The 24,720-nt window shown below is 62.8% G+C and carries 22 protein-coding genes and 2 pseudogenes; 14 read left to right on the forward strand and 10 right to left on the reverse strand.

Annotated features, from left to right (window positions below):
• The first annotated feature begins 3 nt into the window (after positions 1 to 3).
• On the forward strand, positions 4 to 915 hold the full coding sequence (locus tag OKW41_RS19045; protein WP_429573600.1) for a LysR family transcriptional regulator: 912 nt from the start codon (positions 4 to 6) through the stop codon (positions 913 to 915).
• A gap of 52 nt (positions 916 to 967) precedes the next feature.
• Here the strand turns inward: OKW41_RS19045 and OKW41_RS19050 are convergent.
• The 4 genes and pseudogenes from OKW41_RS19050 to OKW41_RS19065 all read right to left on the reverse strand — a co-directional run bounded on the left by OKW41_RS19050 (position 968) and on the right by OKW41_RS19065 (position 5,076).
• Positions 968 to 2,576: pseudogene (locus OKW41_RS19050) on the reverse strand (rhodanese-related sulfurtransferase).
• On the reverse strand, positions 2,576 to 3,166 hold the full coding sequence (locus OKW41_RS19055; protein ID WP_429573601.1) for a cysteine dioxygenase: 591 nt from the start codon (positions 3,164 to 3,166) through the stop codon (positions 2,576 to 2,578). Before OKW41_RS19055 ends, OKW41_RS19050 begins: the two are co-directional and overlap by 1 nt.
• Positions 3,166 to 3,981 carry a class II aldolase/adducin family protein gene (locus OKW41_RS19060; protein ID WP_429573602.1) on the reverse strand — a complete coding sequence of 272 codons (816 nt, stop codon included), beginning with the start codon at positions 3,979 to 3,981 and terminating at the stop codon, positions 3,166 to 3,168. The genes OKW41_RS19055 and OKW41_RS19060 overlap by 1 nt, the downstream gene beginning before the upstream one ends.
• 18 nt (positions 3,982 to 3,999) lie before the next feature.
• Entirely contained in the window at positions 4,000 to 5,076 is a 1,077-nt protein-coding gene (locus tag OKW41_RS19065) for an LLM class flavin-dependent oxidoreductase (protein ID WP_429573603.1), read from the reverse strand.
• 438 nt (positions 5,077 to 5,514) lie between these two features.
• Here OKW41_RS19065 and OKW41_RS19070 point away from each other — a divergent pair, with 438 nt between their 5' ends.
• From OKW41_RS19070 to OKW41_RS19085, 4 genes are all read left to right on the forward strand, one after another.
• Positions 5,515 to 7,254: a methyl-accepting chemotaxis protein gene (locus tag OKW41_RS19070; protein WP_429573604.1), complete on the forward strand. Its 1,740-nt coding sequence runs from the start codon at positions 5,515 to 5,517 to the stop codon at positions 7,252 to 7,254.
• Between the two features lie 439 nt (positions 7,255 to 7,693).
• The gene (locus OKW41_RS19075; RefSeq protein ID WP_429574341.1) at positions 7,694 to 9,409 is read left to right on the forward strand and encodes a thiamine pyrophosphate-binding protein; all 1,716 of its coding nucleotides are present in this window, start codon (positions 7,694 to 7,696) and stop codon (positions 9,407 to 9,409) included.
• 249 nt (positions 9,410 to 9,658) lie between these two features.
• On the forward strand, positions 9,659 to 10,693 hold the full coding sequence (pstS, locus tag OKW41_RS19080) for a phosphate ABC transporter substrate-binding protein PstS (RefSeq protein WP_429573605.1): 1,035 nt from the start codon (positions 9,659 to 9,661) through the stop codon (positions 10,691 to 10,693).
• 124 nt (positions 10,694 to 10,817) lie between these two features.
• Positions 10,818 to 11,015 carry a DUF3562 domain-containing protein gene (locus OKW41_RS19085; protein WP_429573606.1) on the forward strand — a complete coding sequence of 66 codons (198 nt, stop codon included), beginning with the start codon at positions 10,818 to 10,820 and terminating at the stop codon, positions 11,013 to 11,015.
• A gap of 37 nt (positions 11,016 to 11,052) precedes the next feature.
• On the opposite strand, the pseudogene OKW41_RS19090 reads toward OKW41_RS19085, so the two are convergent.
• Positions 11,053 to 11,304 (reverse strand): annotated as a pseudogene (locus tag OKW41_RS19090) (LysR substrate-binding domain-containing protein); the annotation flags it as partial.
• Positions 11,305 to 11,312: 8 nt separating this feature from the next.
• Here OKW41_RS19090 and OKW41_RS19095 point away from each other — a divergent pair.
• The 3 genes from OKW41_RS19095 to OKW41_RS19105 all read left to right on the forward strand — a co-directional run bounded on the left by OKW41_RS19095 (position 11,313) and on the right by OKW41_RS19105 (position 12,379).
• Positions 11,313 to 11,474: a hypothetical protein gene (locus OKW41_RS19095; RefSeq protein ID WP_429448521.1), complete on the forward strand. Its 162-nt coding sequence runs from the start codon at positions 11,313 to 11,315 to the stop codon at positions 11,472 to 11,474.
• A 209-nt stretch (positions 11,475 to 11,683) separates the two neighbouring features.
• Positions 11,684 to 11,857 (forward strand): hypothetical protein, encoded by a 174-nt coding sequence (locus OKW41_RS19100; protein WP_013093753.1) that lies wholly within the window; start codon positions 11,684 to 11,686, stop codon positions 11,855 to 11,857.
• A 120-nt stretch (positions 11,858 to 11,977) separates the two neighbouring features.
• On the forward strand, positions 11,978 to 12,379 hold the full coding sequence (locus tag OKW41_RS19105; RefSeq protein WP_429573607.1) for a hypothetical protein: 402 nt from the start codon (positions 11,978 to 11,980) through the stop codon (positions 12,377 to 12,379).
• Positions 12,380 to 12,470: 91 nt separating this feature from the next.
• Here the strand turns inward: OKW41_RS19105 and OKW41_RS19110 are convergent, their stop codons facing one another.
• Entirely contained in the window at positions 12,471 to 14,000 is a 1,530-nt protein-coding gene (locus tag OKW41_RS19110) for a CHAD domain-containing protein (protein ID WP_429573608.1), read from the reverse strand.
• A 259-nt stretch (positions 14,001 to 14,259) separates the two neighbouring features.
• Here OKW41_RS19110 and OKW41_RS19115 point away from each other — a divergent pair, with 259 nt between their 5' ends.
• The gene (locus OKW41_RS19115) at positions 14,260 to 14,817 is read left to right on the forward strand and encodes a TetR/AcrR family transcriptional regulator (protein WP_429573609.1); all 558 of its coding nucleotides are present in this window, start codon (positions 14,260 to 14,262) and stop codon (positions 14,815 to 14,817) included.
• Between the two features lie 134 nt (positions 14,818 to 14,951).
• A complete protein-coding gene (locus tag OKW41_RS19120) occupies positions 14,952 to 15,902 on the forward strand; it encodes an alpha/beta fold hydrolase (RefSeq protein WP_429573610.1) in 951 nt (316 codons plus the stop codon).
• 34 nt (positions 15,903 to 15,936) lie between these two features.
• Here OKW41_RS19120 and OKW41_RS19125 read toward each other — a convergent pair whose 3' ends face one another.
• Together OKW41_RS19125 and OKW41_RS19130 are read right to left on the reverse strand one after the other, a co-directional pair.
• Positions 15,937 to 16,728: a DUF2182 domain-containing protein gene (locus OKW41_RS19125; RefSeq protein ID WP_429448825.1), complete on the reverse strand. Its 792-nt coding sequence runs from the start codon at positions 16,726 to 16,728 to the stop codon at positions 15,937 to 15,939.
• Positions 16,729 to 16,730: 2 nt separating this feature from the next.
• Positions 16,731 to 17,333: a DUF1326 domain-containing protein gene (locus tag OKW41_RS19130; RefSeq protein WP_429573611.1), complete on the reverse strand. Its 603-nt coding sequence runs from the start codon at positions 17,331 to 17,333 to the stop codon at positions 16,731 to 16,733.
• Positions 17,334 to 17,678: 345 nt separating this feature from the next.
• Between OKW41_RS19130 and acnB the strand changes: the two genes are divergently transcribed.
• Complete coding sequence (gene acnB, locus OKW41_RS19135) at positions 17,679 to 20,264, forward strand: bifunctional aconitate hydratase 2/2-methylisocitrate dehydratase (protein WP_429573612.1); 2,586 nt, start codon at positions 17,679 to 17,681, stop codon at positions 20,262 to 20,264.
• Between the two features lie 142 nt (positions 20,265 to 20,406).
• Here acnB and OKW41_RS19140 read toward each other — a convergent pair whose 3' ends face one another.
• Complete coding sequence (locus tag OKW41_RS19140; protein ID WP_429573613.1) at positions 20,407 to 21,348, reverse strand: alpha/beta hydrolase fold domain-containing protein; 942 nt, start codon at positions 21,346 to 21,348, stop codon at positions 20,407 to 20,409.
• Between the two features lie 11 nt (positions 21,349 to 21,359).
• Positions 21,360 to 21,608 carry a hypothetical protein gene (locus tag OKW41_RS19145; protein WP_429574388.1) on the reverse strand — a complete coding sequence of 83 codons (249 nt, stop codon included), beginning with the start codon at positions 21,606 to 21,608 and terminating at the stop codon, positions 21,360 to 21,362.
• Between OKW41_RS19145 and OKW41_RS19150 the strand changes: the two genes are divergently transcribed.
• The 3 genes from OKW41_RS19150 (at position 21,504) to OKW41_RS19160 (ending at position 24,330) form a co-directional block, all read left to right on the forward strand.
• A complete protein-coding gene (locus tag OKW41_RS19150; RefSeq protein ID WP_429574342.1) occupies positions 21,504 to 22,385 on the forward strand; it encodes a LysR substrate-binding domain-containing protein in 882 nt (293 codons plus the stop codon). The two genes, OKW41_RS19145 and OKW41_RS19150, sit on opposite strands and share 105 nt — an antisense overlap.
• A gap of 284 nt (positions 22,386 to 22,669) precedes the next feature.
• Entirely contained in the window at positions 22,670 to 23,038 is a 369-nt protein-coding gene (locus tag OKW41_RS19155) for a YciI family protein (protein ID WP_429448509.1), read from the forward strand.
• Positions 23,035 to 24,330: an RNA polymerase sigma factor gene (locus OKW41_RS19160; protein WP_429573614.1), complete on the forward strand. Its 1,296-nt coding sequence runs from the start codon at positions 23,035 to 23,037 to the stop codon at positions 24,328 to 24,330. Before OKW41_RS19155 ends, OKW41_RS19160 begins: the two co-directional genes overlap by 4 nt.
• Positions 24,331 to 24,720 lie beyond the last annotated feature (390 nt).

Consider the following 24,720-nt stretch of genomic DNA (forward strand, 5'->3'; position numbering starts at 1 on the left):
TCCATGAAACTCGATGAAATCGAGGCCTTCGTCGCCGTCGTGCGCAGCCAGTCGCTGAGTCAGGCCGCCGATTCTCTCGCGCTGACGCAGCCCGCCGTCACGCGACGCATCCAGAACTTCGAGGAAGCGCTCGGCGTCGAACTGCTCGACCGCAACACCAAGCCGCTGAAGACCACGCCGATGGGCCGCGCCGTGTACGAGCAGTGCCGCGCGATCGTCCGTGAAGTCGATGCGCTCAGGCATCTCGTCACCGACGACGCACCGCTTGCCGGCGTGCTGCGCCTCGGCGTCGCGCAGACGGTCGCCGACGTCGCGATGCTGAAGTCGTTGCATGCGCTGCGCGGCGCGCATCCGGAGTTGCGGGCGCGCGTGTCGACGGGCTGGGGCAGTCCGTTGCTGCAGAAGCTCGAGGACGGCGAACTCGATGCCGCAATCGTGCTGTTGCCGGCTAATCGCGTGTTGCCCGATGCGTTGGCCGGAGAAACGCTCGGCGAACTGAAGCTCGCTGTCGTCGCGCAAAAGGGGAGTCTGAAAAAGCGCATACATACACTGGCCGAATGCCAGTCTCAGGGGTGGGTGCTGAATCCCGACGGCTGCGGTTTTCGGGCGGGGCTGCAGCAGGCGCTTGCCGCGCAAGGCTACGCCCTGAAGCTCAACCTCGAAACGCTCGGCACGGAACTGCAACTGGGCCTCGTCGCCGATGGCGTCGGGTTGGGGCTGGTTCCGCTGCCATTGTTGCGCATCAGTGCGCATGCCGCGCAGCTCGACGTGATTCAGGTCAGCGACTTCAAGCCCGAGATCGCGGTGTGGATCGTCAGGTCGCGCGCGCTCGGCAAGATGCAATCGGCGCTCGCCGTGCTGTCGGAAAGCGTCGAGCAGAGCTTCAGGGCAGCGCGCCTGTCGCGCGCGGCATAACAACGACGATGCGGGCGCGCGCTTGATGCGGCGCCCGCGTTGAATCCGTCGATCAGATCACGAAAAAGCCATGCGTGCCATCGCGCTCGAGCTGCGCGACGAGGCCGTACTCCCATTCCAGATACGCGTTCATCGCCGCACGCGCGTTGTCGGTACCCTCGTACGGACGCCGGTAACGATCGATGCGCGGCGACGCGAGATGAGCGTCGCCGGTTTCGGTCGGCTGGCCCGCGCGAATCCACGCGGACGTGCCGCCTTCGAGCACCTGCACGGGCTTGCCCGTCAGCGCGGCAATCTCCGGTGCCGCGAACGGCGCGAGCGTACTCGTCGCGCACGTGACCACGTAGCGTTTCGCATCGGGGAGCGTGCGCAGATCGTCGACGGTGTTGGACAGTCGCGATCGCACGAGCCACCAGGCGCCCGGAATATGGGCTTTCACATGACTCGCGCTAGTTGTCACGTCGATCACGACAGTGCCGCTCGCTGGGTCTGCAAGGAGCGTGGCCAGTTCTTCAGCGGACACGGTAGGTGTGGGCGCCGGCTCTGGCTTCGCGCCGCGCCATGCGCCGCTCGCGCTCAGTTCTTGCGGCGTCGCCCCCTCGACGACATACACGTCGAGGTTCATTTGCGCGAGCCATGAGGCCGTCATGTTCGCGCGCACGCCGTCGTCGTCGAACAGCACGACGCGCGCGCCGCGCACGGGGGCGAACATCTCGGTTTCCTGCACGAGCTGGCCGCCCGGTGCGGCCTGAAAGCCGGGCGCATGCGCGCGTTCGTATTCGGCGGGCGTGCGCACGTCGAAGCGATAGACGGTGCCCGACGCTTCGGGCGGCCCAGCGCGCGGCTTCGTCGAGTGTCGTGCGGCTTACGCCCGCGCGGTCCGCGAGCGCGCGCGCCGCGCCACGTGAAGCGGCGAGATTGTTCGCGTCGAGCCCTGCTTGCGGATCGAACTGCCGGTTGCCGCCATGTTCGAGCGACTGTCCCGCGAGCGTCCAGCCGATCGTGCCGTTGCGCAGCGCCGCCACCGGATTCGGCAACCCCGCGTTGACGAGCGACTGCGCGCCGATGATGCTGCGCGTGCGTCCCGCGCAATTGACGATCACGCGCGTGTTCGGGTCCGGCGCGAGCGCACGCGCGCGCAGCACGAGTTCGGCGCCGGGCACGCTGACGCTGCCGGGGATGTTCATCGTCTGGTATTCGTCGAAACGCCGTGCATCGAGCACGACGACGTCGTCGCCATCGGCGAGCAGCGTCTCGACGGCCTCGGCCGACAAAGACGGCGTGTGCCGATGCGCTTCGACGAATTCGCCAAACGCCTTGCTCGGCACGTTGACGTCGCGAAACACCTCGCCGCCGGCGCGAATCCAGCCGTCGAGGCCGCCCGCGAGCAACGCGACCTGTGTATAGCCGAGCGCCGTCAGCTTGTCGGCGGCGCGCGCGGCAAGTCCTTCACCGGCGTCGAGCAGAACGATCGGCACGTCGCGGCGCGGCAGACGCGTATAGGCGTCGAGTTCGAGTTTCGACAGCGGAAAATTGGCCGCGAACAGCGGATGAGCCTGCGCATGCGGGTCTTCTTCGCGCACGTCCAGCAGCGCGATCTCACGGCGCGCGAGCAGCGCTTCGCGCACGTCTTCGTAGGTGCGAACCGGATAGGTCGTCATCAGTGATGCTGTTCCTTGCTGAGGTCCCACAGGTTGGGGAGGGTGTCGTTCGAATAACCGGAGATGAAAGGCTTCGGCAGGCCATCGGGCGTGTACGTCGAGCGGCGCACCGCGCCGATGTTCGCGCCGTACACGTGAATGCCGATCGACGTGCGGTCGTCGTAGGCGTTGCGCACGCGATGAATGTCGCCAATCGCCGGCGATACCGCTTCGACGTCGCCGGCTTCAAGGCGCACTTCGGCGCCCGTCTGACGCAGCGTGCCTTCGTCGCGGGTGTACGGCGCGGCGAGTTCAGCGCCGCGCAGCACGCCGATCAAGCCCCACACCGTATGGTCGTGAATCGGCGTCTGCTGGCCCGGTCCCCACACGAAGCTGACGACGCTGAAGCGCTGGCGCGCATCGGCATACAACAGGAATTGTCGATAGCGCTCGACGGACGGCTGCACGTATGCGTCCGGCAGCCAGTCGTCGACTCGGATCAGTTCGCGCAGCGCGTGTGCGCCTTGTTCGAGCAATGCGGTTTCGTTCACGCCGGAATCGACGAGTGCCGCGATGTCGCCGACAAAGCGCCGCAGTTTGTGAATGGCCATCAGTCGAGCAGTTCCGGTTCGGCTTCGACGAGCCCTTCATACAGGCTGTCGAACGCGTGTCGCGCGCCGTTCGCGCGGCCGACCTGCTGATGCGTGAGGGCCGCCATGTCGTGCGGGATCGGCTGCGGCGTGCCGGCCGCCTGCGCGAGCAGTTGGGCATGGCACGCGTTGTCGAGCGCGATGTACCACCACGCGGCCGCTTCCACGGAAGGACCGGCCGTCAGGACGCCGTGGTTCTTCAGGATCACGGCCTTGTGCGAGCCGAGCGCGTCCGCAATGCGCGCGCCTTCGGAGGTGTCGAGCACGACGCCGCGAAAGTCGCCGAACAGCGCATGGTCTTCGTAGAACGCGCAGGAATCCTGCGTCAATGGATCGAGCTTGCGCCCGAGCGTCGACCATGCCTTGCCATACAGGGAATGCGTGTGCGCGGCGGCCACCACGTCGGGACGTGCGTCGTGAATCGCCGCATGAATCGCGAACGCGGCCTGATTGACGGGACCGTCGCCGATCACGATCTCGCCGTGACTGTTGACGAGCAACAGATCCGACACGCAAATGCGGCCGAAATGCCGGCCAAGCGGATTGACCCAGAAATGATCGGTCCATTCGGGATCGCGCGCGGTGATGTGACCGGCGAGACCTTGCGCGAAGCCGTAACGCGCGAATAGACGGAACGCGCCGGCGAGGCGCTGTTGCCGGTGCAGGCGCTCCTGCGCGAGCGAGCGGGGCGGCTCGGCTTCGTCGTCGAACCAGAATTTGCGCAGCGGGGTGGAGCGCAACGCAAGCGAGGGCGTATCGGCGAGTACGGTGCTCATGAGGTCGTCGCGCTCCGGTTACGCCGCATGGCGGGCGCGCGACGTTAGTTCGCGCGTGGCGGGAATCAGTTCGCGGCCGTAGTCGATCGCGTCTTCGAGCGGGTCGAAGCCGCGGATCAGGAACGTCGTGACGCCGAGCGCCTGATATTCGGCGAGCGTTTGTGCGACCTGTGCCGGTGTGCCGACGAGCGCCGTCGAATTCGAACGGCCGCCGATCTCCCTGGCGACCGCGGTCCACAGACGCTCGTCCGCGCGCACGCCGTCGCCGCCCGCCGCTAGCAGACGCCGCGCGCCTTCGCTTTGCTGCGGGCCGCCGCGCGCGAAGCCTTGCTCGACGCGCAGCCGGCGCGTCTCGTCGAGAATGTGTTCGGCGCGCTCCCACGCGGCTTTTTCCGTCGACGCGAGGATCGGCCGGAACGACACCGAAAAGCGCACGCTACGGCCATGTTTCGCGGCTTCGGCTCGCACGCGCATGATCTGCTCGTGGACCTGCTGTTTCGATTCGCCCCACAGCGCGTAGACGTCCGCGTATTTGCCCGCGACTGCGAGCGCGGGTTCCGACGCACCACCGAAAAAGATCGGCACGTGGGGCGTCTGTTTCGGCTTCACATCGGAGAAGGCTTTTTCGAAGCGGTAGAAACGGCCTTCGTGATCGAACGGGCGCTCTTCGGTCCAGACCCGGCGCAAGATCTGCAGATACTCGTCGGTGCGCGCGTAACGCTCGTCATGGCTCAGAAAGTCACCGTCGCGCCGCTGCTCTTCGTCGCTGCCGCCGGAGATGAAGTGCACCGCGAGGCGGCCGCCGGAAAAATGATCGAGCGTCGCAAGCTGACGCGCGGCCAAAGTCGGCGCGACGAAGCCCGGCCGATGTGCGAGCATGAAATGCACGCGCGACGTCACGCTCGCCGCATAGGCGATCGTGATGGTCGCGTCGGGACTGGTCGAACTGTGGGGCACGAGGATGCGGTCGAAGCCCGCGTTTTCGTGGGCTTGCGCGAATCCGCGCACGTAATCGGTGTCGATCGCGGGACCTTGCGGAGCATGCGTCTCCGAGACCTTGCGTTGCTGGATCATGCCGATGAATTCGACGCTCACGGTAGCTCCTTTCCGGATATTCGTTTCGATGGAGAAATGGAAGCGGAAGCAGACGTGATGCGGTGCACGCCTGCGGGACGAATTCAGGCTATCACCGCGTTATGCAAACGATAAATATTATATTTAGCTAAAGATATAGAGCGTGCATGTTAGGGGCGACCGAAAGCTTCGCACCAAACAAGTGCGGGCGGCACGAGTGCGTGCACCGATCGGCACTTTCATCGGCTCAGAATAGAGCACTCCTGCTCTCTTTCAGGGATGTAAAAAAATCTTTGCGATGACCCCGTTATTCATCTGAAGAAATGGAGCGTGTTGCCGATAACCAGTTACGTCCGGCACTGCGTTTCGCATCGGCATGGCCTTGTGTTACAGCGGGCGCCAAAGCGGTGATGAACCGGCTTATCCGTTCGGGTTCTGACATTCTCAACAAAGCGAACTATGACTTTCGGCAATATGAAACTCGGCGCCAAGCTGATCAGCGCTTTCATCCTGGTTTCGATCATCAGCGCTGTTGTCAGCGGGATCGGGCTGCGCAACATGGCGCAGATCAGTGCGAACGCAGACAAGACGTATCGGCAGGACCTTGTCGGGCTCAACCTGATACAGCAGGCCAACACCGACGTACTGCGAGTCGGCACCTATCTGCGCAACGCGGTTCTGGCCACGACGGCCGCACAGCGGGCTGGCTCGCTCGATCAGGCTGACAAGGCCCTTGCCTCGGCACGTGAGCACCTCAATCAGGCGGAGCCGCTCGTCTATACCGACAAAGGCAAGGCTACGTTCGCCGACCTCGATCAAGGTTGGCAGGACTACATCCAGGCCTTCAATGAAATGAAAGGCAAGATCAACGCGGCGGCGTTAGGGGATCGGGACAGCCTGACCGAATACATGCTGGGCGAGTACCACCACAAAGGCTTCAAGACCCTCGTGCTGATGGGCAATCTGGTTGCCCTGAAACAGGCCGACGCGCAACGGACAGCTGAATCCAACGATGCCGTGTACGAGCAGGGTCGAAATCTGATGCTGATCTTCGTGGCGATGTCCGTGTCGATCGGCGTGGGAATTGGCATATGGATGATGCGTAGCGTAACGCGGCAACTGGGTACGGAGCCGGCGACGGCTGCTGCTGTGGCCAGAAGCGTGGCGGCCGGCGACCTGAACATCAGTATCGCCCTGCGGCCAGGCGACACGAACAGCCTGATGGCGTCGCTGAAAGCCATGTGCGACGCCCTGGTGCAGGTCGTATCAGAGGTGCGCGAGAACGCCGAAGGTGTTGCGACTGCGAGTGCGCAGATCGCACAAGGCAATCTGGATCTGTCGAGTCGCACGGAGCAACAGGCGGCGTCGCTCGAAGAAACGGCTTCCAGCATGGAGGAACTGACTGCGGCGGTCCGCCACAACACGGACAATGCAACGCAGGCTGCCACGCTCGCCGGCACAGCCTCGAGCGTCGCGCAACATGGCGGCGAGATCGTCGGGCGCGTGGTGGACACAATGCGTGACATCTCCACCAGCTCGGCCACGATGTCCGAGATTATCGGCGTCATCGAAGGCATCGCCTTCCAGACCAACATCCTCGCGCTGAACGCAGCGGTCGAAGCGGCCCGCGCGGGAGAACAGGGACGGGGCTTCGCTGTCGTTGCGGGCGAAGTCCGCACGCTCGCGCAGCGCAGTGCGACTGCCGCGAAGGAAATCAAGGAGTTGATCTCGGACTCTGTCAGCCGGGTGGAGGCAGGCTCGATGCTCGTCGAAGAAGCGGGCGGTGCGATCAAGGAAATCGTGCAGTCAGTGAAGCGCGTGACCGACATCGTGGGCGAAATCTCGTCGGCATCGAGCGAGCAAAGCACGGGTATCGAACAGGTCAATCAGGCAGTCAACCAGATGGACCAGGTCACACAGCAAAACGCTGCGCTTGTCGAGGAGGCGTCGGCGGCAGCCCAGACAATGGCACGGCAAGCGGAAAGCCTGCGCAAGACGGTCGCATTTTTCAAGGTCAACGGCGAGAAGGCTGCTTCATCGCGAGCGACGACGCAAGCGGCAGTACCGCAACGGACGGCCCTGAACCGCGCCCCGTCCTCTGCTGTAACACCGGCAAAGGTTGCGAGGAGACCAGTCCCCTCTTCAGAAGGTCCGGTAGTCGTCGCCGCCGCGACTGAGACGGACTGGCAGAAATTCTGAGCGATTCCGACCGGTTCCGGGTGCTGGATGACGTCGATTCATACCGTCGGCGCGTGCCAGCCCCGCGGGAGTCGAGCGGGCGAAGATCCGCGATACACGTGCGCCGGACGGCTATCAATTCGCCGCGGCGACTGCCTCAGGCACGGAGGCAGCGTGGATGATCAACAGTGCAGCCAGGGCGTGTGATTGTGGACGGAGACACCCGGGCCCGCCGGTCAAGCGGGTTCGAGGAAATAGCGTGATGCGCGACTGCACTCGACGTGCAGCGCCTTGAATGTCGTCTCGCCGTCTCCGCACTGGCCATCGCCGATCTCGTCTCGTGCCGCTCCGACATGCAGCGCGTGACGGGCAGATGCGCAGCGGTGAGATTCGATTAACGGTAACTCGTGAGATCGTAACCAAAACTATGGGATCAAACGCTCCGCTCAATGTCTCGACAATGGTTGTGAACTCGTTGGAGTCCGCCGGAATAGACCACGTGTTCCTGGTCCCGGGAAAACTGATCTATCCGCTGCTGGACGCAATCGACAACTCCCCTTTGATTCGCGGAATCGTAGGCGCTCATGAGACTGGCAGTGCTTTCATGGCCGATGGCTATGCCCGCGCCAGCCGGAAATTCGGCGTTTGCGCAGGGATTTCCGGCCCAGGCACGATGAATTTCGTTCCCGGCATGGCGGCCGCTCACGCAGACCGGATTCCGATGCTCTATATTGCCGGCGGGATCTCGTCGCATGCTGAAGGTAAAGGGGCGTTCCAGGATGCCACGCCCGGAGGCATTTTTGAAAGCGGCGTGGTCAGAAGTCTGGTGACGGATATCGTCGAGCTAAAGAACAAGGAAAATACTCAGGCCGAGATGCGTCGTGCGACCGAAGGGTTGAACTGGATGCGTCGAGCGCAGTCATTCATCAGTATTCCCGTAGACGTTCAAAAGCAGGACGTCCTGCCCGGTCAGGACGTGGCACGGCAACCCTACGCTCACCGCGAATTTAACGCGTGCGAAGTGCCCGCGAACCGCGCCGCTCTGGATGCGCTGTGCGATCAGTATCTGTTTCAGTCGAAGAGAGTCGCGTTTCTGGTCGGAAGTCGCGGCAATGATGCGGAAACTGCAAAGCTTCTTCTCGAGGTTGCCGAAGGCTTTCACATTCCAGTCGCAACGACACTATCGGGAAAAGGTGCATTTCCTGAGCAACATGCCCTTGCACTAGGTGTGTACGGATTTTCAAGTCATTCGCGCGCTGCACGGGTGATCAACTCCGACGAACTTGATGTACTAGTCGTGTTTGGTAGCGACCTGAACCAGCGAGACAGCATGAACTGGAGCAGGAGGCTGACAGGGGGGAAGGAGCTATTCATCTTTGATGACAGCTTCGATTCACCGGCGATGGGGCACATTTCGCGTCAAGGAATCTTCTCCGGAATTTCCGCGAGCTTCCGGTTGCTGGCCCAGAAAGCCGCGGACAACCCTCCCGGGCTGCCGCAGGCACTGCAAAGAAGAAAGGGGTGGATTGCCGAGATCAACGAGACCCCCCTGTACGACCACCGGTTCGAGCAGTTAGGAGCCCGAGATTCCAGCGGTGACGAAGCGCTATATCCTGGAGACGTAGTTAAGCACTTGTGCCGGATGCTGCCGAAGGACAGCAACGTCGTGGTGGATTCCGGAGCCCACCGCATCTTCATGGCCCATTACTGGCTGTCGTCAGGTAAGGGCAACTACTTTTCGTCGAGCTCGCTCGCCCCGATGGGCTGGGCCATCGCAGCCGGAATCGGCGTCAAGCTCGCGGCCCCAGAACGCCCGTGTGTCGTGGTGACGGGCGATGGCTGCATGATGATGCACGGCATGGAGATTCAGACTGCGGCTCGATACGGCGTGAAGGTAATCTACGTGGTTCTGAATAACGCCGCGCATGGCGCAATCCATATCGACGCTATCAGGAGTGGTTCGATTTCAGAGCAGTTCACCAAGTTGCCCTGTCATAGCTGGTCGGCTTTTGCATCATCGATCGGTGTGGCCGCGCGCGCGGTTGAGCGCATCGACGAGCTTGATGGCGTATTGAGTGAAGCTTGTCAATATGACGGCCCCTTTCTGATCGAAGTCATCACCGGAGTTTTTCCCGCGCCGAACCGGTACTATGCAGAAGCCGAAGCCTGTCCGTGAGATTCCATCCTTCAACGCGACAAAGCCAACCGCATTGCTGAACGACGCCGCAATCAGACCGTCTGAACGCCGCGCCGCAGTTGTCAACGAAATGTCATTCGAACCGCCTAAGTTTAGACGTTCGAGCCGATGGCAAGGCTCGACGCGGCGATGAGGCACGCCGGGCCTGCGGAATGCGCAAGTGAGGGATCGCGGCGCGTAGCTTGCTGTAACCATTGAACCGGTCAGTCAATCTCGTGGAGGCAAACCATGCTGTTCAAACGAGGAATTGCAGTTCTTGCCGTTGCTCTACCGCTCGCGGCCGCGCAAGCGCAAACCGTCAACATCACCGGCGCGGGCAGCACTTTTGCGGCCCCGATCTATAACAAGTGGGCTGACGCCTACCAAAAGGCGGGAGGCGGCAAGGTCAACTACCAAGGCATCGGTTCAGCGGGCGGCATCAAGCAGATCCTCGCGAAGACCGTTGATTTCGCAGGTTCCGATGCGCCGATGAAGGACGACGAACTGGCGAAGACTGGCCTGTTCCAATTCCCGACCGTGGTCGGCGGCGTCGTGCCGGTCGTGAACCTGCCCGGCGTGAAGCCGGGTCAACTCATTCTGTCGGGTGCCGTGCTTGGCGACATCTATCTGAACAAGATCAAGAAATGGAACGATCCGGCGATCGCCGCGCTGAATCCGGGTATGAAGCTGCCAGATTCGGACATCGCCGTGGTGCGCCGCGCCGACGGTTCGGGCACGAGCTTCATCTGGACGAACTTTCTGTCGAAGGTGAACCCGGAGTGGAAGTCGAAGATCGGCGAAGGCACGACGGTGAACTGGCCGACCGGTACGGGCGGCAAGGGCAATGACGGCGTTGCCGCGTTCGTGCAACGCCTGCCGGGCGCGGTCGGTTACGTCGAGTGGGCATATGCGAAGCAAAACAACATGATCTATACCAGCCTGAAGAATTCGGCCGGTACCGTGGTTGCGCCGAAGACCGAAACCTTCAAGGCGGCCGCCACGGGCGCGGACTGGAAGACGTCCTTCTACCAGATCCTGACGAACGAGCCCGGCAAGGACGCGTGGCCGGTCGTCGGCGCGACCTTCGTGCTGCTGCATGCGACGCAGGACAAGCCGGCGCAAGGCGCGGCAACGCTGAAGTTCTTCGACTGGGCGTTCAAGAACGGCGGGCAGGCCGCCAGCGATCTCGACTACATATCGCTGCCGGATTCGGTCGTGTCGGAAATCCGCGCGCAATGGAAGACCAAGGTCAAGGACGCATCGGGAAAACCGGTGTTTCAGTGATGGCCTCGGCGCAACCCGCCTCAAACAGCTCGTGATCGAGCATGGGCGAAGTCAATTGACTGACGCGCGGAGGCGGGTAACGTGTGTGTAACGGTCTTTTATCACCGCACGCTCGGACCAAGCCATGGTCACGCGCAACGTCGAGGATGTCATCAGGCAGATTGCCGCCGCTATCGAGACTCCCGAGGAAACGGTCTCGCAGATGTACGCGCAGACGTGGATTGAATACAGCGAAGGTGCACGAATCACGGACTACCTGACGGTGCTGGTCGCTCGTCGTGTGCGGGACGACCTGCGCAGGCGGCAACGGGATTCGCATTGAGACTCGGTGCCGAGCGTTCAGGCTCGTCTGCTTTTGGTCAATCGCCGTTGTGCGATGCCGCCTCCGCGCCGAAGCGCTCGACCATGATTTCGATAAAGCTCCGAAGCTTCGGCGACGTCTGTCGCTCACGCAGATACAGCAGATTCTGTGGCCGCTCGGGCGCGGCAAACGCCAGCAGCACTTCGATCGACCGCTTCGCTCGCAGATCCGCGGCCACCAGAATCTCGGGCAGCATTGCGATGCCCATGCCGCGCAACACCGCCCGTCGCAGCGCTTCAGAATTGTCGACCGCTTCGGTTGGCCGGCAATTTTTCTGATCAACGTGGGCTGTTCGGTTCGATGGTGCGGCCGGAGCTCAATCATCTTGCCGAAGGGTTGCATCTCGCTGCGATTCTGGCCGCTGTGGTGACGCTCTTGCGCCTCCTGAGCATAGTGATCGACCTCAGGATATCTGGATGACGTGCACAGACTATGCCCCACATAACGCGAGACGGCGCCAGGCGCGCAATGTGCTCGGAAATAGACCCGGTGATTGCTTTTGCGGCGAGGGCGTCGTGTGCACCGCGCCATGCGCCGCTAGAAATGCCGTCAACGGATCATCGGAGCGCACGGTAATTTTTGCAGCGCAGGCAACCGGCGCCATTGGCCGAAACCACAAGGAGAAATCGATGACCCTGCTCATCTATCTGGTCGGATGGATCATTTTCATTGGCGGCGTCGCGTGGGGATTGATGGCGCTGCATGTCGCGCAGCACATCATCGCAATCGTGGCCGTGATCCTGCTCGGCATTGCCGTGATTACGGGCGCCACGCGTGCGCGTAATCGCGATCGGTCGTCATAGCCTTTGGCGTTTGCCTGTCGGATTCATCAGGTGGGAACGCTCATCACACGCCACGCTACGGCACGCTCGCGATGTACCATGTCTGCGTGAAATCTCGCGCTGGATATCGTGGAGTACTTCATGGGAAGCGCATGGAAACGCCGCTTCAAACTGTTTATCCAGCGTTTCTGGCAGCCAACCAGCGCGTGCATGACCTGTATGCCGGGGAGCTGGGGCAACATCATGAGCCTCACGCACTGGGCGATCGCATTCAAAACCGGGCTGCTCACCGGTGTGCTCGCCCTGCTGCTCACCTTCACGCCGGCGGCGAAGTGGTACGGGAATCGCTATAGCAACGCGCTGCTCGTCGGTTGCCTGACCGCTATCGGCGATGCCTACTCTCATTTGAGCCACTACCGCTCTCATGTTCTCGAACACGTCGCGACGGGGGTCATGTCAGGCCTGTTCGCGCTCGCTGCGTCGTACCTGTTCGAGGACCGCGCGCGCCGCATACGCGCGGTGTGGTCGCGTTTGTTCGGATAATAAGATTTCGATCTCGAACATCGTGAGACCTCACGATGAGTGTTGCGCGTGACACGTTCGTGCCGGGATAGATCGCGGTGAATTGTTCGCCTCAGTGCGGTGACGAAAGCAGTTTGAAGCGCTTCCACAGCTTCTTCAATGTCTGATGATCGGCCGCGACGCGCGACGCGAGGAAGCCGCGTGCGAAGGCCGCGCCCGAGGCTGCTTCCGGCGACGTTTTCAACAACGACTTCAGAAGCTGATCGGCGACGACGGCATCGTTGCGCCAGCCGAGATCATCCTGAAGCGCGGTGAGCGCGTCGACATAATGGCGAACGGCCTGCTTCGGGCATAGCGACGCAAAGAACTCGGTGGCGTATCGAACTTTTTTCGCCGCGATGCGGGCGCGGTGACGACGGTGATCGTCCAGATCGGCCAAACCCTTGCCACGTTTGATCAGTTTCTTGTGCCGACGACGCAGGACATCGGCGGCGAATGACTTCACCGGGCCGCTGATTGCGTTGCGCTGTTCGTCGGACATCTCATCTCGCCAACCTTTGCAGTTCAACCAGAGCGCGAACTGGAGCGCGAGCCGCGTGTAGCGAACCGACTCGACCGCGGCAGCCGCGCGCTGCCGGTTGTTGACGGCAATCTGCTCGCACGCCTCTCTGACGGGCCGGATCTCGTCCGCATTGCCGTCGGCTCCGGCGTGTTCGAGCGTCGATGCCGCAAGCACTTCCCAGTCGCGCGCGGCGCCGAGCTCCGAGGCAATCCAGCGCAACTCCTCGTCGAATCCGGACGAGGCGGGGATGACCTTCGCAAACAGGTCGAGAGCCGAACGCAAGCGGCGAAGTCCCACGCGCATCTGATGGACGCTCGATGGATCGTGGCCCGACACGACGCCCCGTTCATTCGCGTGGACCTGGTCCAGACAGTTGCGCACAATCACGCAGAACGCATCCTCGACCGAATCGCGTTTGTTCAGTCGCACTGGTTGCGCTTTCACCGCCTCGCTGTGCTCGTCAATGAGCAGTGCATACCCGATATCTGCCTTGCTGCGATGATCGATACGCAGCGGCACAGTTTCGAGCATTTCCAGCGCGACGCGGTACAGCACATCCGGATTGCCCTGTTTCAGTTCCAGTTCCACCGCGGCGATCTGCACTGAACCCGAATCCGCCTCGACGCTTCCTTCGTCGAGAGCAAGCTCGAGTTCGTCTCCGGACGGCTGGCGCAGCACAAACGCTGATCGGTTGATCCGCGTGACGAACACCGGCTTCAGTTGGGCCGCAACGGTCTCGTCGCGAATCAGTTTTCCGCAGTCGCTGTCGTCGGGGATCTGGTCGTACAGCAGCGTCAGATCGGGCGCGTCGCTATTCACGGGCATCTCGAACTCGTCCCGGTCGAACAACCCCGCCTTGGCCGATCCTTCGCGCTTCAGCGTCTGGATTTTGTCGTTGCCGACGGTGCGCACCCGCAGCGAAGCCCCGCACCAGTGAAATGAAAAATCGGGCGTGTCGAAATAGGTGCTCGTCAGCAGGTGAGGCGTTCCCGCTGTGGCTTCTGATTGCGCAAGTATCGACGCGTTACGCAATTTGACGAGATCTTCGTTCGCAACGCGCAGCTTCAGCTCCCGTTCCATGCCGCCTCCGAAATGAGCACCAGACTGTCAGACTACACCGGATTGGCTGGACCGCGTCACGGCCGATCGTCCCCAGTGGTTTCAGATAAAAGTTGCACACGGAAAAAATGGATGAGACGGTGGACGAGCCTGGCGCGAATGCCTGTACACGTTGGGACATCTTGATTAGGAAATGATCATTTCCTATAATCGCCGTATGACTACACGCAACCATGCTGCCAGACAGCCACGCCCTCCAGGTCGTCCACGCGAATTCGAAATGGACGTCGCGCTGGACGGCGCAATCCAGATTTTTCGCGAGCGCGGTTATCAAGGGACGTCTCTTGGCGACCTTGGGTCCGCGATGGGGCTCACGGCCGGCAGTATCTACAAGGCGTTCGCCGATAAGCGAGCGGTATTCCTTGCCGCGCTCGAGCGCTACATCCACCTACGAAATGGCCAGTTGCAGAGCCTGCTCGACGTGAAGCAGACCGGCCGCGACAAGGTACGGGCCATTCTGCGGTTTTATGCTGAGTCTGCAATTGGCGAAGAGGGCAAGCGAGGCTGTCTCATAGTCGGAAGTGCAGTCGACCTGCTGGCCTTCGATGATGAGGTCGCGAGTCACGTGGTCGCGTCTTTGCAGCGAACGGAGCGTCTGTTGTGTCGTTTGGTCCGAGTGGGCCAGACAGACGGTTCGATCGCGTCCGCCGTGGATCCGGACGCTACCGGCCGCGCACTGCTGAGTCTGACGCAAGGTTTCAGGGTCGTCGGCAAAGTCGGGCGATCCCGGGCACACATGATGGCGGCGGCGGATCAGGCCATGCGTCTGCTGGACTAAGCACAGCAAGACATAGCATCGCATGACCTCCGCGTGCCGCTCACCCTATTAGGAAATGTCCATTTCCTAACATGATCCGCCAATGAGAAAAGCCGCTCAACGGTGTCATCCCCCAACCCAGAGGAGTTTCGTTCGTGAAAATACATCACTCGCCCATGCCATCAGGGAGTTCCGGAATCGTAAGCACGTTGCCAGTAGCAAGGCCCGTGGTGGGGCTAGCAGGATTCGAGCACAAGTTCGCAACCGTAGACGGACTGAGGCTGCACTACGTCACCGGTGGAAACCCACAGGGCGACGTGGTCGTGTTGCTCGCGGGCTTTCCCGAGAGCTGGTTCGCCTGGCGCAAAGTGATGGGACTGCTTGCAAAGACCTACCGAGTCGTCGCACTGGACCTTCCCGGACAAGGTGATTCGGATCGTCCGATAGACGGCTACGACACACAAACCCTTGCGAGCCATGTTCATGGTTTGCTCCAGCAACTGGGGATGACCCGGTACTTTCTTGCTGCACACGACATTGGAGCGTGGGTGGCTTTTCCTTACGCCGTAATGTTCGGCGACGAGGTCCGGCGACTCGCGCTGCTGGATGCGGGGATCCCCGGCGTGACGTTGCCTGATGCGTTGCCGAGCGCGCCCGAGCGTGCATGGCGCACCTGGCATTTCGCATTTCACGGGCTACCGGACCTGCCGGAAGTGCTGCTCGCCGGCAAGGAACGTGAATACCTCGACTGGTTTTTGCGGCGAAAGGCGGCCAATCCCGATACTTTCACTGACGCCGATATCGATGAATATCTACGCATTCTCAAGAAAGACGGCGGCTTACGCGCGGGCCTTGCGTATTACCGGGCCGCGCATGTGTCCGCCCAACAGAATGCAGAACTGAAGCAACGAGGCATGCTCGACCTGCCACTGCTGACGCTCGGTTCCGATCAAGGTTCCATCGCCGATATGGCAACACCTTTGAGAGCCTTTTTCACCGACGTCAAAGGCCGCACCATCAGTCACTGCGGGCACTTCATTCCAGAAGAACAACCGCGCGCGGTCGCCGACGAACTCACTGCTTTCTTTGGAAGCGAAGAGGGGTAACGGGGCTGCGTGGGCGCAACATGCCGCGCATGGCTCAGGCGATGCCGGCGTGCTGTACGACGATCCATGCGGACCACACAAGCAACGCAATGCCGAGCGGCTTGCCGATGGAGCTGCCCCAGCGGAAATTCTTCTCGGCCGACATGATCGCGCCGAGCGCCAGCATCCAGCCGACGCTGCCAGTGCCGACCGCGAACATCAGCAGCATCAGGGCCCAACAGCAGCCGATGCAGAAAACGCCGTGACCGATGCCGAGCACAAAGCTCTCGCGGCGCGCGCTCCTGCCGCGCCAATGCTCGGTGATGAACATCAGCGGCGAGCGGCATTTGTCGAGACATCGGTGCTTGAGGCTGCTGAACTGATAAAGGCCCGCGAGCGCGACGATCGCGGCGCCGATCAGCCAGCCGTTTGCAAGCAAGCTCGGAGACTGGTCCGCGACCAGATGGAGCGCCGCGTCGAAGCCGTGCGCGAGCACGCCGAACAGCGCCCACGTCGTCGCATAACCGACGATCAGAAGCGCCATCAGCGTGCGCCGGTTGGCGCGCGCGACGGTCATCCGCCGGAACGTGTCGAAGAGCGGGAAGGCGGTCGGCAGCATCATCGCCGCGATCATCAGCAGCCATGCGACGCTGTGCAGCAATGCCGCAATCGTGAGGCTCGCGCCGGGCACCTCACGGCATATCGCGCCGACGAGCGGCAGTTCGGCCCAACTCGCATGACGCAGAAAACGCGCATAGGGCCCCGCGTCCCATATCCATAACGCGATCCACGCGCTGCCCGTCAATGCGACGAAGAGCGGCGCGAACAGCCGCGAGCGTGCGAGCATCTTCACGACGCGAAGCTGAACAATCCCTGAATGGCGTTATGTCCGGTCAAGGCGAGGTCGAGATCGAGCTTTTCGTGCCGCAGGCGGAATGCGTTCGCCTTGCCGACGAAAGCAGGGGAGCCGGGTATCGTCGAAAAGATGCTTTCGACCAGTTTGGTCGGCTCGCCGGTCGGGCCGCGATAGGGCTCCAACTCGGCCTCGATGGCTTCGCCGACTTTCATCCTGCCCTTGCCGTCGACGACCGCGTATTCGATCGGCGCGCGTTCCACGGACACGACTTCGCCGATCAACTGCGCGAGATCCGCGAGGGGGCCACCGCGCTCGCCACGGTGCACGCTAACCAGGGCGTCGAATTGCGCGTCGCTCGCGCGCTCGTCGACGAACATCGCGACGCGCCACCCGCCTTTGAGCACGTTGCCGGGAATGAATGCCGCGAACGCGATCGTCAGGCCCGATACATCGACGCCGTCGATCATGCCTTGCTCGTAGTGGTATGCAAGCGCGCTGCGGCAAATGCCGTTATCGGGATCTTCTCCGATCCAGCACGGACACAGCACCTTGCATTCACACACTTCGAGGATGCTGCCCATCAGTTGATAGCTCATTCACGCCTCCGCTGCCGGTTGGATCCGGCCGGGAAGAAGATCGCCGGACATCCTCTGTTGTAGCCGTTAAGCGGGCAGGAATCAAAGCGTTCCGGGCACTGGGAATGATTGAAGCGGCTTACACAGTCGGTGCTTTTGCGGTGCAGGAGGGGGCCGCGGAGTCAGATTGGCGGTCCTGAAGCGCGTGGCGCATCGACGATTTTCGCGGGACAACTCTTATATAAGACATAAGACATTTGACCTTGCATGGGTAATGCAATTAAAATCGCGATCGAAGCAGTGCCCGGCACAGCTTGGAGTGCCTTAAAAGCCTTTCCCTGAAACGCAAATACCAGCAGGTCCCCCATGCTTGAAAACTTTCGTGCTCACGTGGCCGCACGCGCCGCGCTCGGCATTCCTCCCCTGCCGCTGACGGCTCAGCAGACCGCCGAGCTGGTCGAACTCCTGACGAACCCGCCCACTGGCGAAGAGCAGACGCTGCTCGACCTGATCACCAACCGCGTGCCCGCCGGTGTGGACGAAGCCGCCCGCGTGAAGGCAGGCTTCCTCGCCGCTGTGGCCAAAGGCCAGAGCGCCTGCGCGCTGATCTCGCGCGCCCGTGCCACCGAACTGCTCGGCACGATGCTGGGCGGCTACAACATCCAGCCGCTGATCGAACTGCTGTCCGACGCCGAAGTGGGCACCGTGGCCGCCGACGCGCTGAAGAAAACCCTGCTGATGTTCGACCAGTTCCACGACGTCAAGGAACTGGCCGACAAGGGCAACGCCAATGCGAAGGCCGTGATGCAGAGCTGGGCCGACGCCGAATGGTTCACGAGCCGTCCGGAAGTGCCGCAAAGCATGACCATCACCGTCTTCAAGGTGACGGGCGAAACCAACACCGACGACCTGTCGCCGGCCCCGGATGCGACCACCCGTCCGGACATCCCGCTGCACGCACTGGCAATGCTGAAGAACGCGCGTCCCGGTATCACCCCGGAAGAGGACGGCAAGCGCGGCCCGGTCAAGTTCATCGAGTCGCTGAAGGAAAAGGGCCACCTGGTCGCGTACGTGGGCGACGTGGTCGGCACCGGCTCCTCGCGCAAGTCGGCCACCAACTCGGTGCTGTGGTTCACGGGCGAAGACATCCCCTTCATCCCGAACAAGCGCTTCGGCGGCGTGTGCCTCGGCGGCAAGATCGCCCCGATCTTCTACAACACGATGGAAGACGCCGGCGCTCTGCCGATCGAACTCGACGTGTCGCAGATGGAAATGGGCGACGTGGTCGAACTGCGCCCGTACGAAGGCAAAGCCCTGAAGAACGGCGCGGTGATCGCCGAGTTTCAGGTCAAGTCCGACGTGCTGTTCGATGAAGTGCGCGCCGGCGGCCGCATTCCGCTGATCATCGGCCGCGGCCTGACCGCCAAGGCACGCGAAGCGCTGGGCCTCGCCCCGTCTACGCTGTTCCGCCTGCCGCAGCAGCCCGCCAATAGCGGCAAGGGCTTCTCGCTGGCGCAGAAGATGGTCGGCCGCGCTTGCGGTCTGCCGGAAGGCCAGGGCGTCCGTCCGGGCACGTACTGCGAACCGAAGATGACCTCGGTCGGCTCGCAGGACACCACGGGCCCGATGACCCGCGACGAACTGAAGGACCTGGCGTGCCTCGGCTTCTCGGCCGATCTCGTCATGCAGTCGTTCTGCCACACCGCCGCTTACCCGAAGCCGGTGGACGTCAAGACCCACCAGACGCTGCCGAACTTCATCAGCAACCGTGGCGGCATCGCGCTGCGCCCGGGCGACGGCGTGATCCACTCGTGGCTGAACCGCATGCTGTTGCCCGACACCGTGGGCACCGGCGGCGACTCGCACACGCGCTTCCCGATCGGCATCAGCTTCCCGGCCGGTTCGGGTCTGGTCGCCTTCGCGGCCGCCACCGGCACGATGCCGCTGGACATGCCGGAATCGGTGCTGGTCCGCTTCAAGGGCAAGATGCAGCCGGGCGTGACCCTGCGTGACCTCGTCAACGCGATTCCGCTGTACGCGATCAAGCAAGGCACGCTGACGGTTGCCAAGCAAGGCAAGAAGAACATCTTCTCCGGCCGCATTCTCGAAATCGAAGGCCTGCCCGATCTGAAGGTCGAGCAAGCGTTCGAACTGTCGGATGCTTCCGCCGAGCGCTCGGCCGCTGGTTGCACGGTGCACCTGAACAAGGCACCGATCATCGAATACCTGAACAGCAACGTCACGCTGCTGAAGTGGATGATCGCTCAGGGCTACCAGGATCCGCGCAGCCTGCAGCGCCGCATCAAGGCGATGGAGCAGTGGCTGGCCGATCCGCAACTGCTGTCGCCGGATGCCGACGCCGAATACGCAGCCGTCATCGAGATCGATCTCGCCGACATCCACGAGCCGATCGTGGCCTGCCCGAACGATCCGGACGACGTGAAGACGCTGTCCGACGTAGCGGGCGCGAAGATTGACGAAGTGTTCATCGGCTCGTGCATGACCAACATCGGTCACTTCCGCGCCGCGTCGAAGCTGCTGGAAGGTAAGCGCGACATCCCGGTCAAGCTGTGGGTGGCCCCGCCGACCAAGATGGACCAGAAGCAACTGACCGAGGAAGGCCATTACGGCGTCTTCGGCACGGCTGGTGCGCGTACCGAAATGCCGGGCTGCTCGCTGTGCATGGGCAACCAGGCACAGGTGCGCGAAGGCGCGACGGTCATGTCGACGTCGACCCGTAACTTCCCGAACCGCCTCGGCAAGAACACGAACGTGTACCTCGGCTCGGCGGAACTGGCGGCGATCTGCTCGCGCCTGGGCAAGATCCCGACCAAGGAAGAGTACATGGCCGACATGAGCGTGCTCAACGCCAACGGCGACAAGATCTATCAATACATGAACTTCGACCAGATCGAGGACTTCAAGGAAGTCGCCGACGCCGTGACGATGTAAGTGTGCTGTCGGACTACGGCGTGTGGTTCGCGTCGTAGCGCCACGAAATGGCGCCGTGGGCTGAATGCCTGCGGCGCCATTTTTTTGCGGCGTTCGAGTCGAGGTCCGCGCGCGGCAGCCTCGCCGGGATCGCAGATGAATCTCAGGGCCTGGCGATAGCCGATCCGCATCGCAAGACAAACCCCGCGACCTGGTCCAACGCGTATCGGGCGCTTGCAAGCTCGTCGGTCGAGCGCTGGAACACGTGATGGAGTCCCTCGTAGATTTCCAACTGCACCGTGTTTCCTCGCTGCGCAGCGGCAGCCGCGTAGCGCCGGGCGTCGTCGAGCAGCAGTTCGTCCGTGCCGACCTGAATGGCGATCGGCGGCAGATGTGCGGGAACGTGGTACAGCGGCGACGCGCGTCGGTCCGCGGGATCGGCTGACCCAAGGTACGCGGCGGCGGCATCGGCGAGTATGGGCCGTGTCAAGACCGGGTCGCGGGTCTCTTCACTGCGCGACGACGGGCCCGTCAACGCAAGATCGAGCCACGGCGAAAAAGTGGCCACACAAGTAACGTTCATCGACCGGCCTCCATCAGCGCCCAGCGCCGCAAGCGCGAGCCCGCCGCCTGCCGAGTCGCCAACCAACGCGATGCCGCGAATGCCTGACGTCGCCATCCACCGCAGCGCTTCGATCACGGCATCGTATGCCGCGGGAAACGGATGCTCGGGCGCAAGCGGATAGTCGAGAACGAAGGTGTCGATGCCGGCACGCACGGCGATCTGACTCGCCAGGCCGCGATAACCGGTCGCAGACCCGAGTACGAACGCGCCTCCGTGCAGAAAGAGGATCGCGCGGCCGGCCACGGCCGATTCGGGCCGAATCCACCAACCTTTTACGTCCGCGCTCTCGACTCTTTCAAGATCGACGCCATCCGCTATAGGCGTTTGCGCCGTCATCGCGTCGTAGGCCTCACGCGAGGCTCCGCCGAATTCCGCAAAGAGTCGCTGAGTACGATCGAGCACCGCTATCGCCGCCTCGCGGTCGTCGTCACTCAAGGGGTGCCGCATCTCGATCAGGTTGGACTGCTGTACGACGCTCATCATTTGCTCCATCAGTTAGCGGTGGTCGATGGGCAGACGATATCGATTCCACGCAGCGTCCAGAAGAAGGCCGAACGGAATACAATCAATTCCATTCTGGAAGTTTTGCGAGGCAAGGGGTGGACCGTCTGGATGCGCTCAAACTTTTCGTCCGCATCGTCGAGAGCGGGAGTTTCGCTGCGGCGGCGCGCGAAATAGGCGTGGGCCAGCCCGCGGTCAGCAAGCAGATCGCATCGCTCGAACGCCATCTTGGCGCGCAACTGGTCAGGCGCACGTCGCGCAGCATGACGCTGACCGAGACGGGACAATCGGTCTATGAAGCGGGTTTGCGCATCATTGGAGATTTCACGGAGCTCGAATCGTTCGTAGGGCGCGGTCAGGTTTCGCCGGCCGGGATGGTCCGGGTCACCGTGGCGCCGGTTTTTGGCCGGCTGCATGTGGTGCCGCGCCTGCCGGCATTTTTCGCCAGGTATCCGAACGTGTCCGTGGACCTGTCGGCAACCGAGCGAACCGTCAATCTGGTCGAGGAGGGCTTCGACCTTTCGATCAAAAGCGGGCGGCTTGCCGACTCTTCGATGATTGCAAGGCAAGTGGCATCGAGCCCAGTCGTTGTCGTCGCAACGCCGGATTACCTCGAAAAACACGGGCGCCCCGAACGGCCACAGGATCTCGCTCGACATGCCTGCGTCGTTTTCGCACCGCTGCGCGAGCCGCGGGCGTGGCGCTTCGAAAACGTCGACGGTCCCGGCTTGCACGTCCCGTCCAGCAATTTTCACACCGGCGACGCGGAACAGATTCGCGCTGCCGTGCTCGCCCATATGGGACTGGTTCAAGCGCCGGCGTGGCTCTTTGCGCCGGAGATCGCGAGCGGTGCGGTCGTCAGCCTGTTGCCGGATTTTGCGCCGGCGCCGATGCCCATTCACGCCGTTCATCCTTCCGGCCGACGATTGCCGACCAAGACCCGCGTATTTATCGATTTCGTTTCGGAAATTCTCACGTCTGATCCCGGTCCGGCCTTTGTCCCGGTCAGGACCTAGCGAGTATTCCGCCGACACCGGATCATGCCGAACAGGGATCGCGGTCCGGCCTTACCGCGCCGCAGCCAATCCCCGGTCGACAAGGCACTTGACCCGTCCGACAATGCTTTGCGAAACACGGTCGAACGGGCTGCGATCCCAGCGTCTTTTTCCAATGCAGCGTGGGTCCCAGGCGGTCGTCCGCGATTTTTTTGACGCCCGCTGTCCGTCAGCATGCGGCCCGCGCGTCATTGTGATGGCGGCCGATGCAATTCATCCGCCTCAACCCCATGACGGAGGCTCAAATGGAATACCTGTTGATGATCTACTCGGAAGAAAACGGCTGGAACAAGATGACCGACAGCGAGCGGCAGCAAGGCGTTGCCGCCTATCACGCGTACACCGAATCGTTGAAGAAAGCGGGGGTCCTGGTGGGGGCCAACCGGCTGCAGCACACGAACACGGCCACCACGGTGCGGCTCGTCGACGGCAAGCCGCAGGTGCTCGATGGACCGTATTCCGATTCGAAGGAGCAACTCGCCGGCTACTACCTGATCGACGTGCCGAACCTCGACGCGGCGATGTCGTGGGCGTCGCGTTGTCCCGGCGCGGCGCACGGCGTCATGGAGGTGCGCCCGGTCTGGACCGCCCCTTACGAGGCACCCACTGCATGAGTGCGTCCGGCGGCGCCCTTGGCGATGACGGCGCCGCGCGTTCGATTGCCGAGGCGGTCGCTCGCCGCAGCTACGGCAAGCTCGTCGCGCTGCTGGCAATGCGCACGCGCGACGTCGCCGCAGCCGAGGACGCGCTCGCCGACGCATTCGCGGCCGCGCTCGCGGACTGGCCGGAGCACGGCTGTCCCGCGAGTCCTGAAGCGTGGCTGATGACGGTTGCGCGTCGCCGGGCGATCGACGGCGCGCGTCATCGCCAGGTTGGCGACGACGTGGCGAACCAGTTGATGATCCTCGCCGACGAGATTGACGAGAGTGAGGCAGGCGCGTTGCCCGACCGGCGGCTTGCGCTGCTGTTCGCGTGCACGCACCCTGCGCTCGAGGCCGCGATTCGTACGCCGCTGATGCTGCAAGTGGTGTTGGGGCTGGAAGCGAAGACGATTGCGTCCGCGTTCCTGATGTCGCCCGCCGCGATGAGCAAACGCCTCGTGCGGGCGAAGACCAAGATCCGCGAAGCGGGCATTCCGTTCAGCGTGCCCGAGCGCGAGGAGCTGCCGGGCCGGCTCGACGCGGTGCTCGAAGCGGTCTATGCAGCGTATGCGGAGGGTTGGACGGACCCGGTCGGCGGCGATACCGAGCGGCGCGACCTTGCGGACGAGGCGCTGTATCTCGCGCAACTGCTCGTCGAGCTGCTCCCTGACGAACCCGAGACGTTGGGCCTGCTCGCGCTGATGCTGTTTGCACAGGCGCGACGTGATGCGCGACGCGATGCGGCTGGCGACTACGTGCCGCTGTCGGCCCAGGATCCTGCAACGTGGAACGCGCCGATGATCGACGCGGCGAACGCACTGCTGCGGCGCGCGAACGCGCTCAACGCAATCGGGCGCTTTCAGCTCGAGGCCGCGCTGCAGTCGGCGCATGTGGATCGCTGCCGCACGCGTCGCCCGAACTGGGACGAGATCGTGCAGCTCTACGATGGGCTGTTCGCCATTGCTGCGTCGCCGGTAGTGGCTGTGAACCGCGCGCTTGCCGTGGCCGAACGCGACGGCCCGCAGGCGGCGCTCGACGCGCTTGCGCCGTATGCGGACGACCCGCGGCTGGCCGACTACCAGCCCTACTGGGCCGCACGCGCCAATCTGCTCGCGCGCGTCGGCGCGACTGCGCAAGCACTCGACGCGTACGATCTGGCAATCGGTCTGGAGCGTGATCCGGCCGTGCGCCGGTTCCTGCAGCGCAAGCGAATGGAGCTTGCATCGACGAGCGGGACCTTCACGCGCGGTGCGGAGCCCCCATAAGAGACGCCTGAATGGAGCGGCTTGGCGATATCGGTCAGATACGCTTGGCTTCCCGAATGCTCTTGAGGAACGCGCGCGTTCTGTCGCGCGTCGGATTGCCAAAGATCTGTTCCGGGGGGCCTTCTTCATAAACAGGCGCTGGATCGGTGCTGTAGGCGCTAGCTGAGCAGGTCTATATTTGGACCTCGCCCATTGCGATGGCGGTTTCCGGGATAGAGTCGTCACTTGCTCTGGGCGGAGTTCGTCGATGAGTCAGCGAAACTGCCCGCTCCAGTGAGTCCCCGCATGCAGGCGCGTAACGACAGACGCCCCGGCATGCCGAACCGAGGGTTGGTATACTATCGCTTCAAAACCAATTGGTAGTTGATAAAAGATCGACAGCCAATCTTT

The organism is Paraburkholderia sp. UCT70, assembly GCF_050434085.1.
GTDB lineage: Bacteria > Pseudomonadota > Gammaproteobacteria > Burkholderiales > Burkholderiaceae > Paraburkholderia > Paraburkholderia tuberum.

Excerpts from the sequence above, each read along its gene's own strand:
- acnB (WP_429573612.1), top strand. The coding sequence starts at position 17,679 with ATGCTTGAAAACTTTCGTGCTCACGTGGCCGCACGCGCCGCGCTCGGC.
- OKW41_RS19085 (WP_429573606.1), top strand. The coding sequence starts at position 10,818 with ATGGTCACGCGCAACGTCGAGGATGTCATCAGGCAGATTGCCGCCGCT.
- OKW41_RS19140 (WP_429573613.1), bottom strand. The coding sequence starts at position 21,348 with ATGAGCGTCGTACAGCAGTCCAACCTGATCGAGATGCGGCACCCCTTG.
- OKW41_RS19125 (WP_429448825.1), bottom strand. The coding sequence starts at position 16,728 with ATGCTCGCACGCTCGCGGCTGTTCGCGCCGCTCTTCGTCGCATTGACG.
- OKW41_RS19105 (WP_429573607.1), top strand. The coding sequence starts at position 11,978 with ATGGGAAGCGCATGGAAACGCCGCTTCAAACTGTTTATCCAGCGTTTC.
- OKW41_RS19055 (WP_429573601.1), bottom strand. The coding sequence starts at position 3,166 with ATGGCCATTCACAAACTGCGGCGCTTTGTCGGCGACATCGCGGCACTC.
- OKW41_RS19070 (WP_429573604.1), top strand. The coding sequence starts at position 5,515 with ATGACTTTCGGCAATATGAAACTCGGCGCCAAGCTGATCAGCGCTTTC.
- OKW41_RS19130 (WP_429573611.1), bottom strand. The coding sequence starts at position 17,333 with ATGAGCTATCAACTGATGGGCAGCATCCTCGAAGTGTGTGAATGCAAG.
- OKW41_RS19160 (WP_429573614.1), top strand. The coding sequence starts at position 23,035 with ATGAGTGCGTCCGGCGGCGCCCTTGGCGATGACGGCGCCGCGCGTTCG.
- OKW41_RS19075 (WP_429574341.1), top strand. The coding sequence starts at position 7,694 with ATGGTTGTGAACTCGTTGGAGTCCGCCGGAATAGACCACGTGTTCCTG.
- OKW41_RS19100 (WP_013093753.1), top strand. The coding sequence starts at position 11,684 with ATGACCCTGCTCATCTATCTGGTCGGATGGATCATTTTCATTGGCGGC.
- OKW41_RS19155 (WP_429448509.1), top strand. The coding sequence starts at position 22,670 with ATGGAATACCTGTTGATGATCTACTCGGAAGAAAACGGCTGGAACAAG.
- OKW41_RS19115 (WP_429573609.1), top strand. The coding sequence starts at position 14,260 with ATGGACGTCGCGCTGGACGGCGCAATCCAGATTTTTCGCGAGCGCGGT.
- OKW41_RS19045 (WP_429573600.1), top strand. The coding sequence starts at position 4 with ATGAAACTCGATGAAATCGAGGCCTTCGTCGCCGTCGTGCGCAGCCAG.
- OKW41_RS19060 (WP_429573602.1), bottom strand. The coding sequence starts at position 3,981 with ATGAGCACCGTACTCGCCGATACGCCCTCGCTTGCGTTGCGCTCCACC.
- OKW41_RS19110 (WP_429573608.1), bottom strand. The coding sequence starts at position 14,000 with ATGGAACGGGAGCTGAAGCTGCGCGTTGCGAACGAAGATCTCGTCAAA.
- pstS (WP_429573605.1), top strand. The coding sequence starts at position 9,659 with ATGCTGTTCAAACGAGGAATTGCAGTTCTTGCCGTTGCTCTACCGCTC.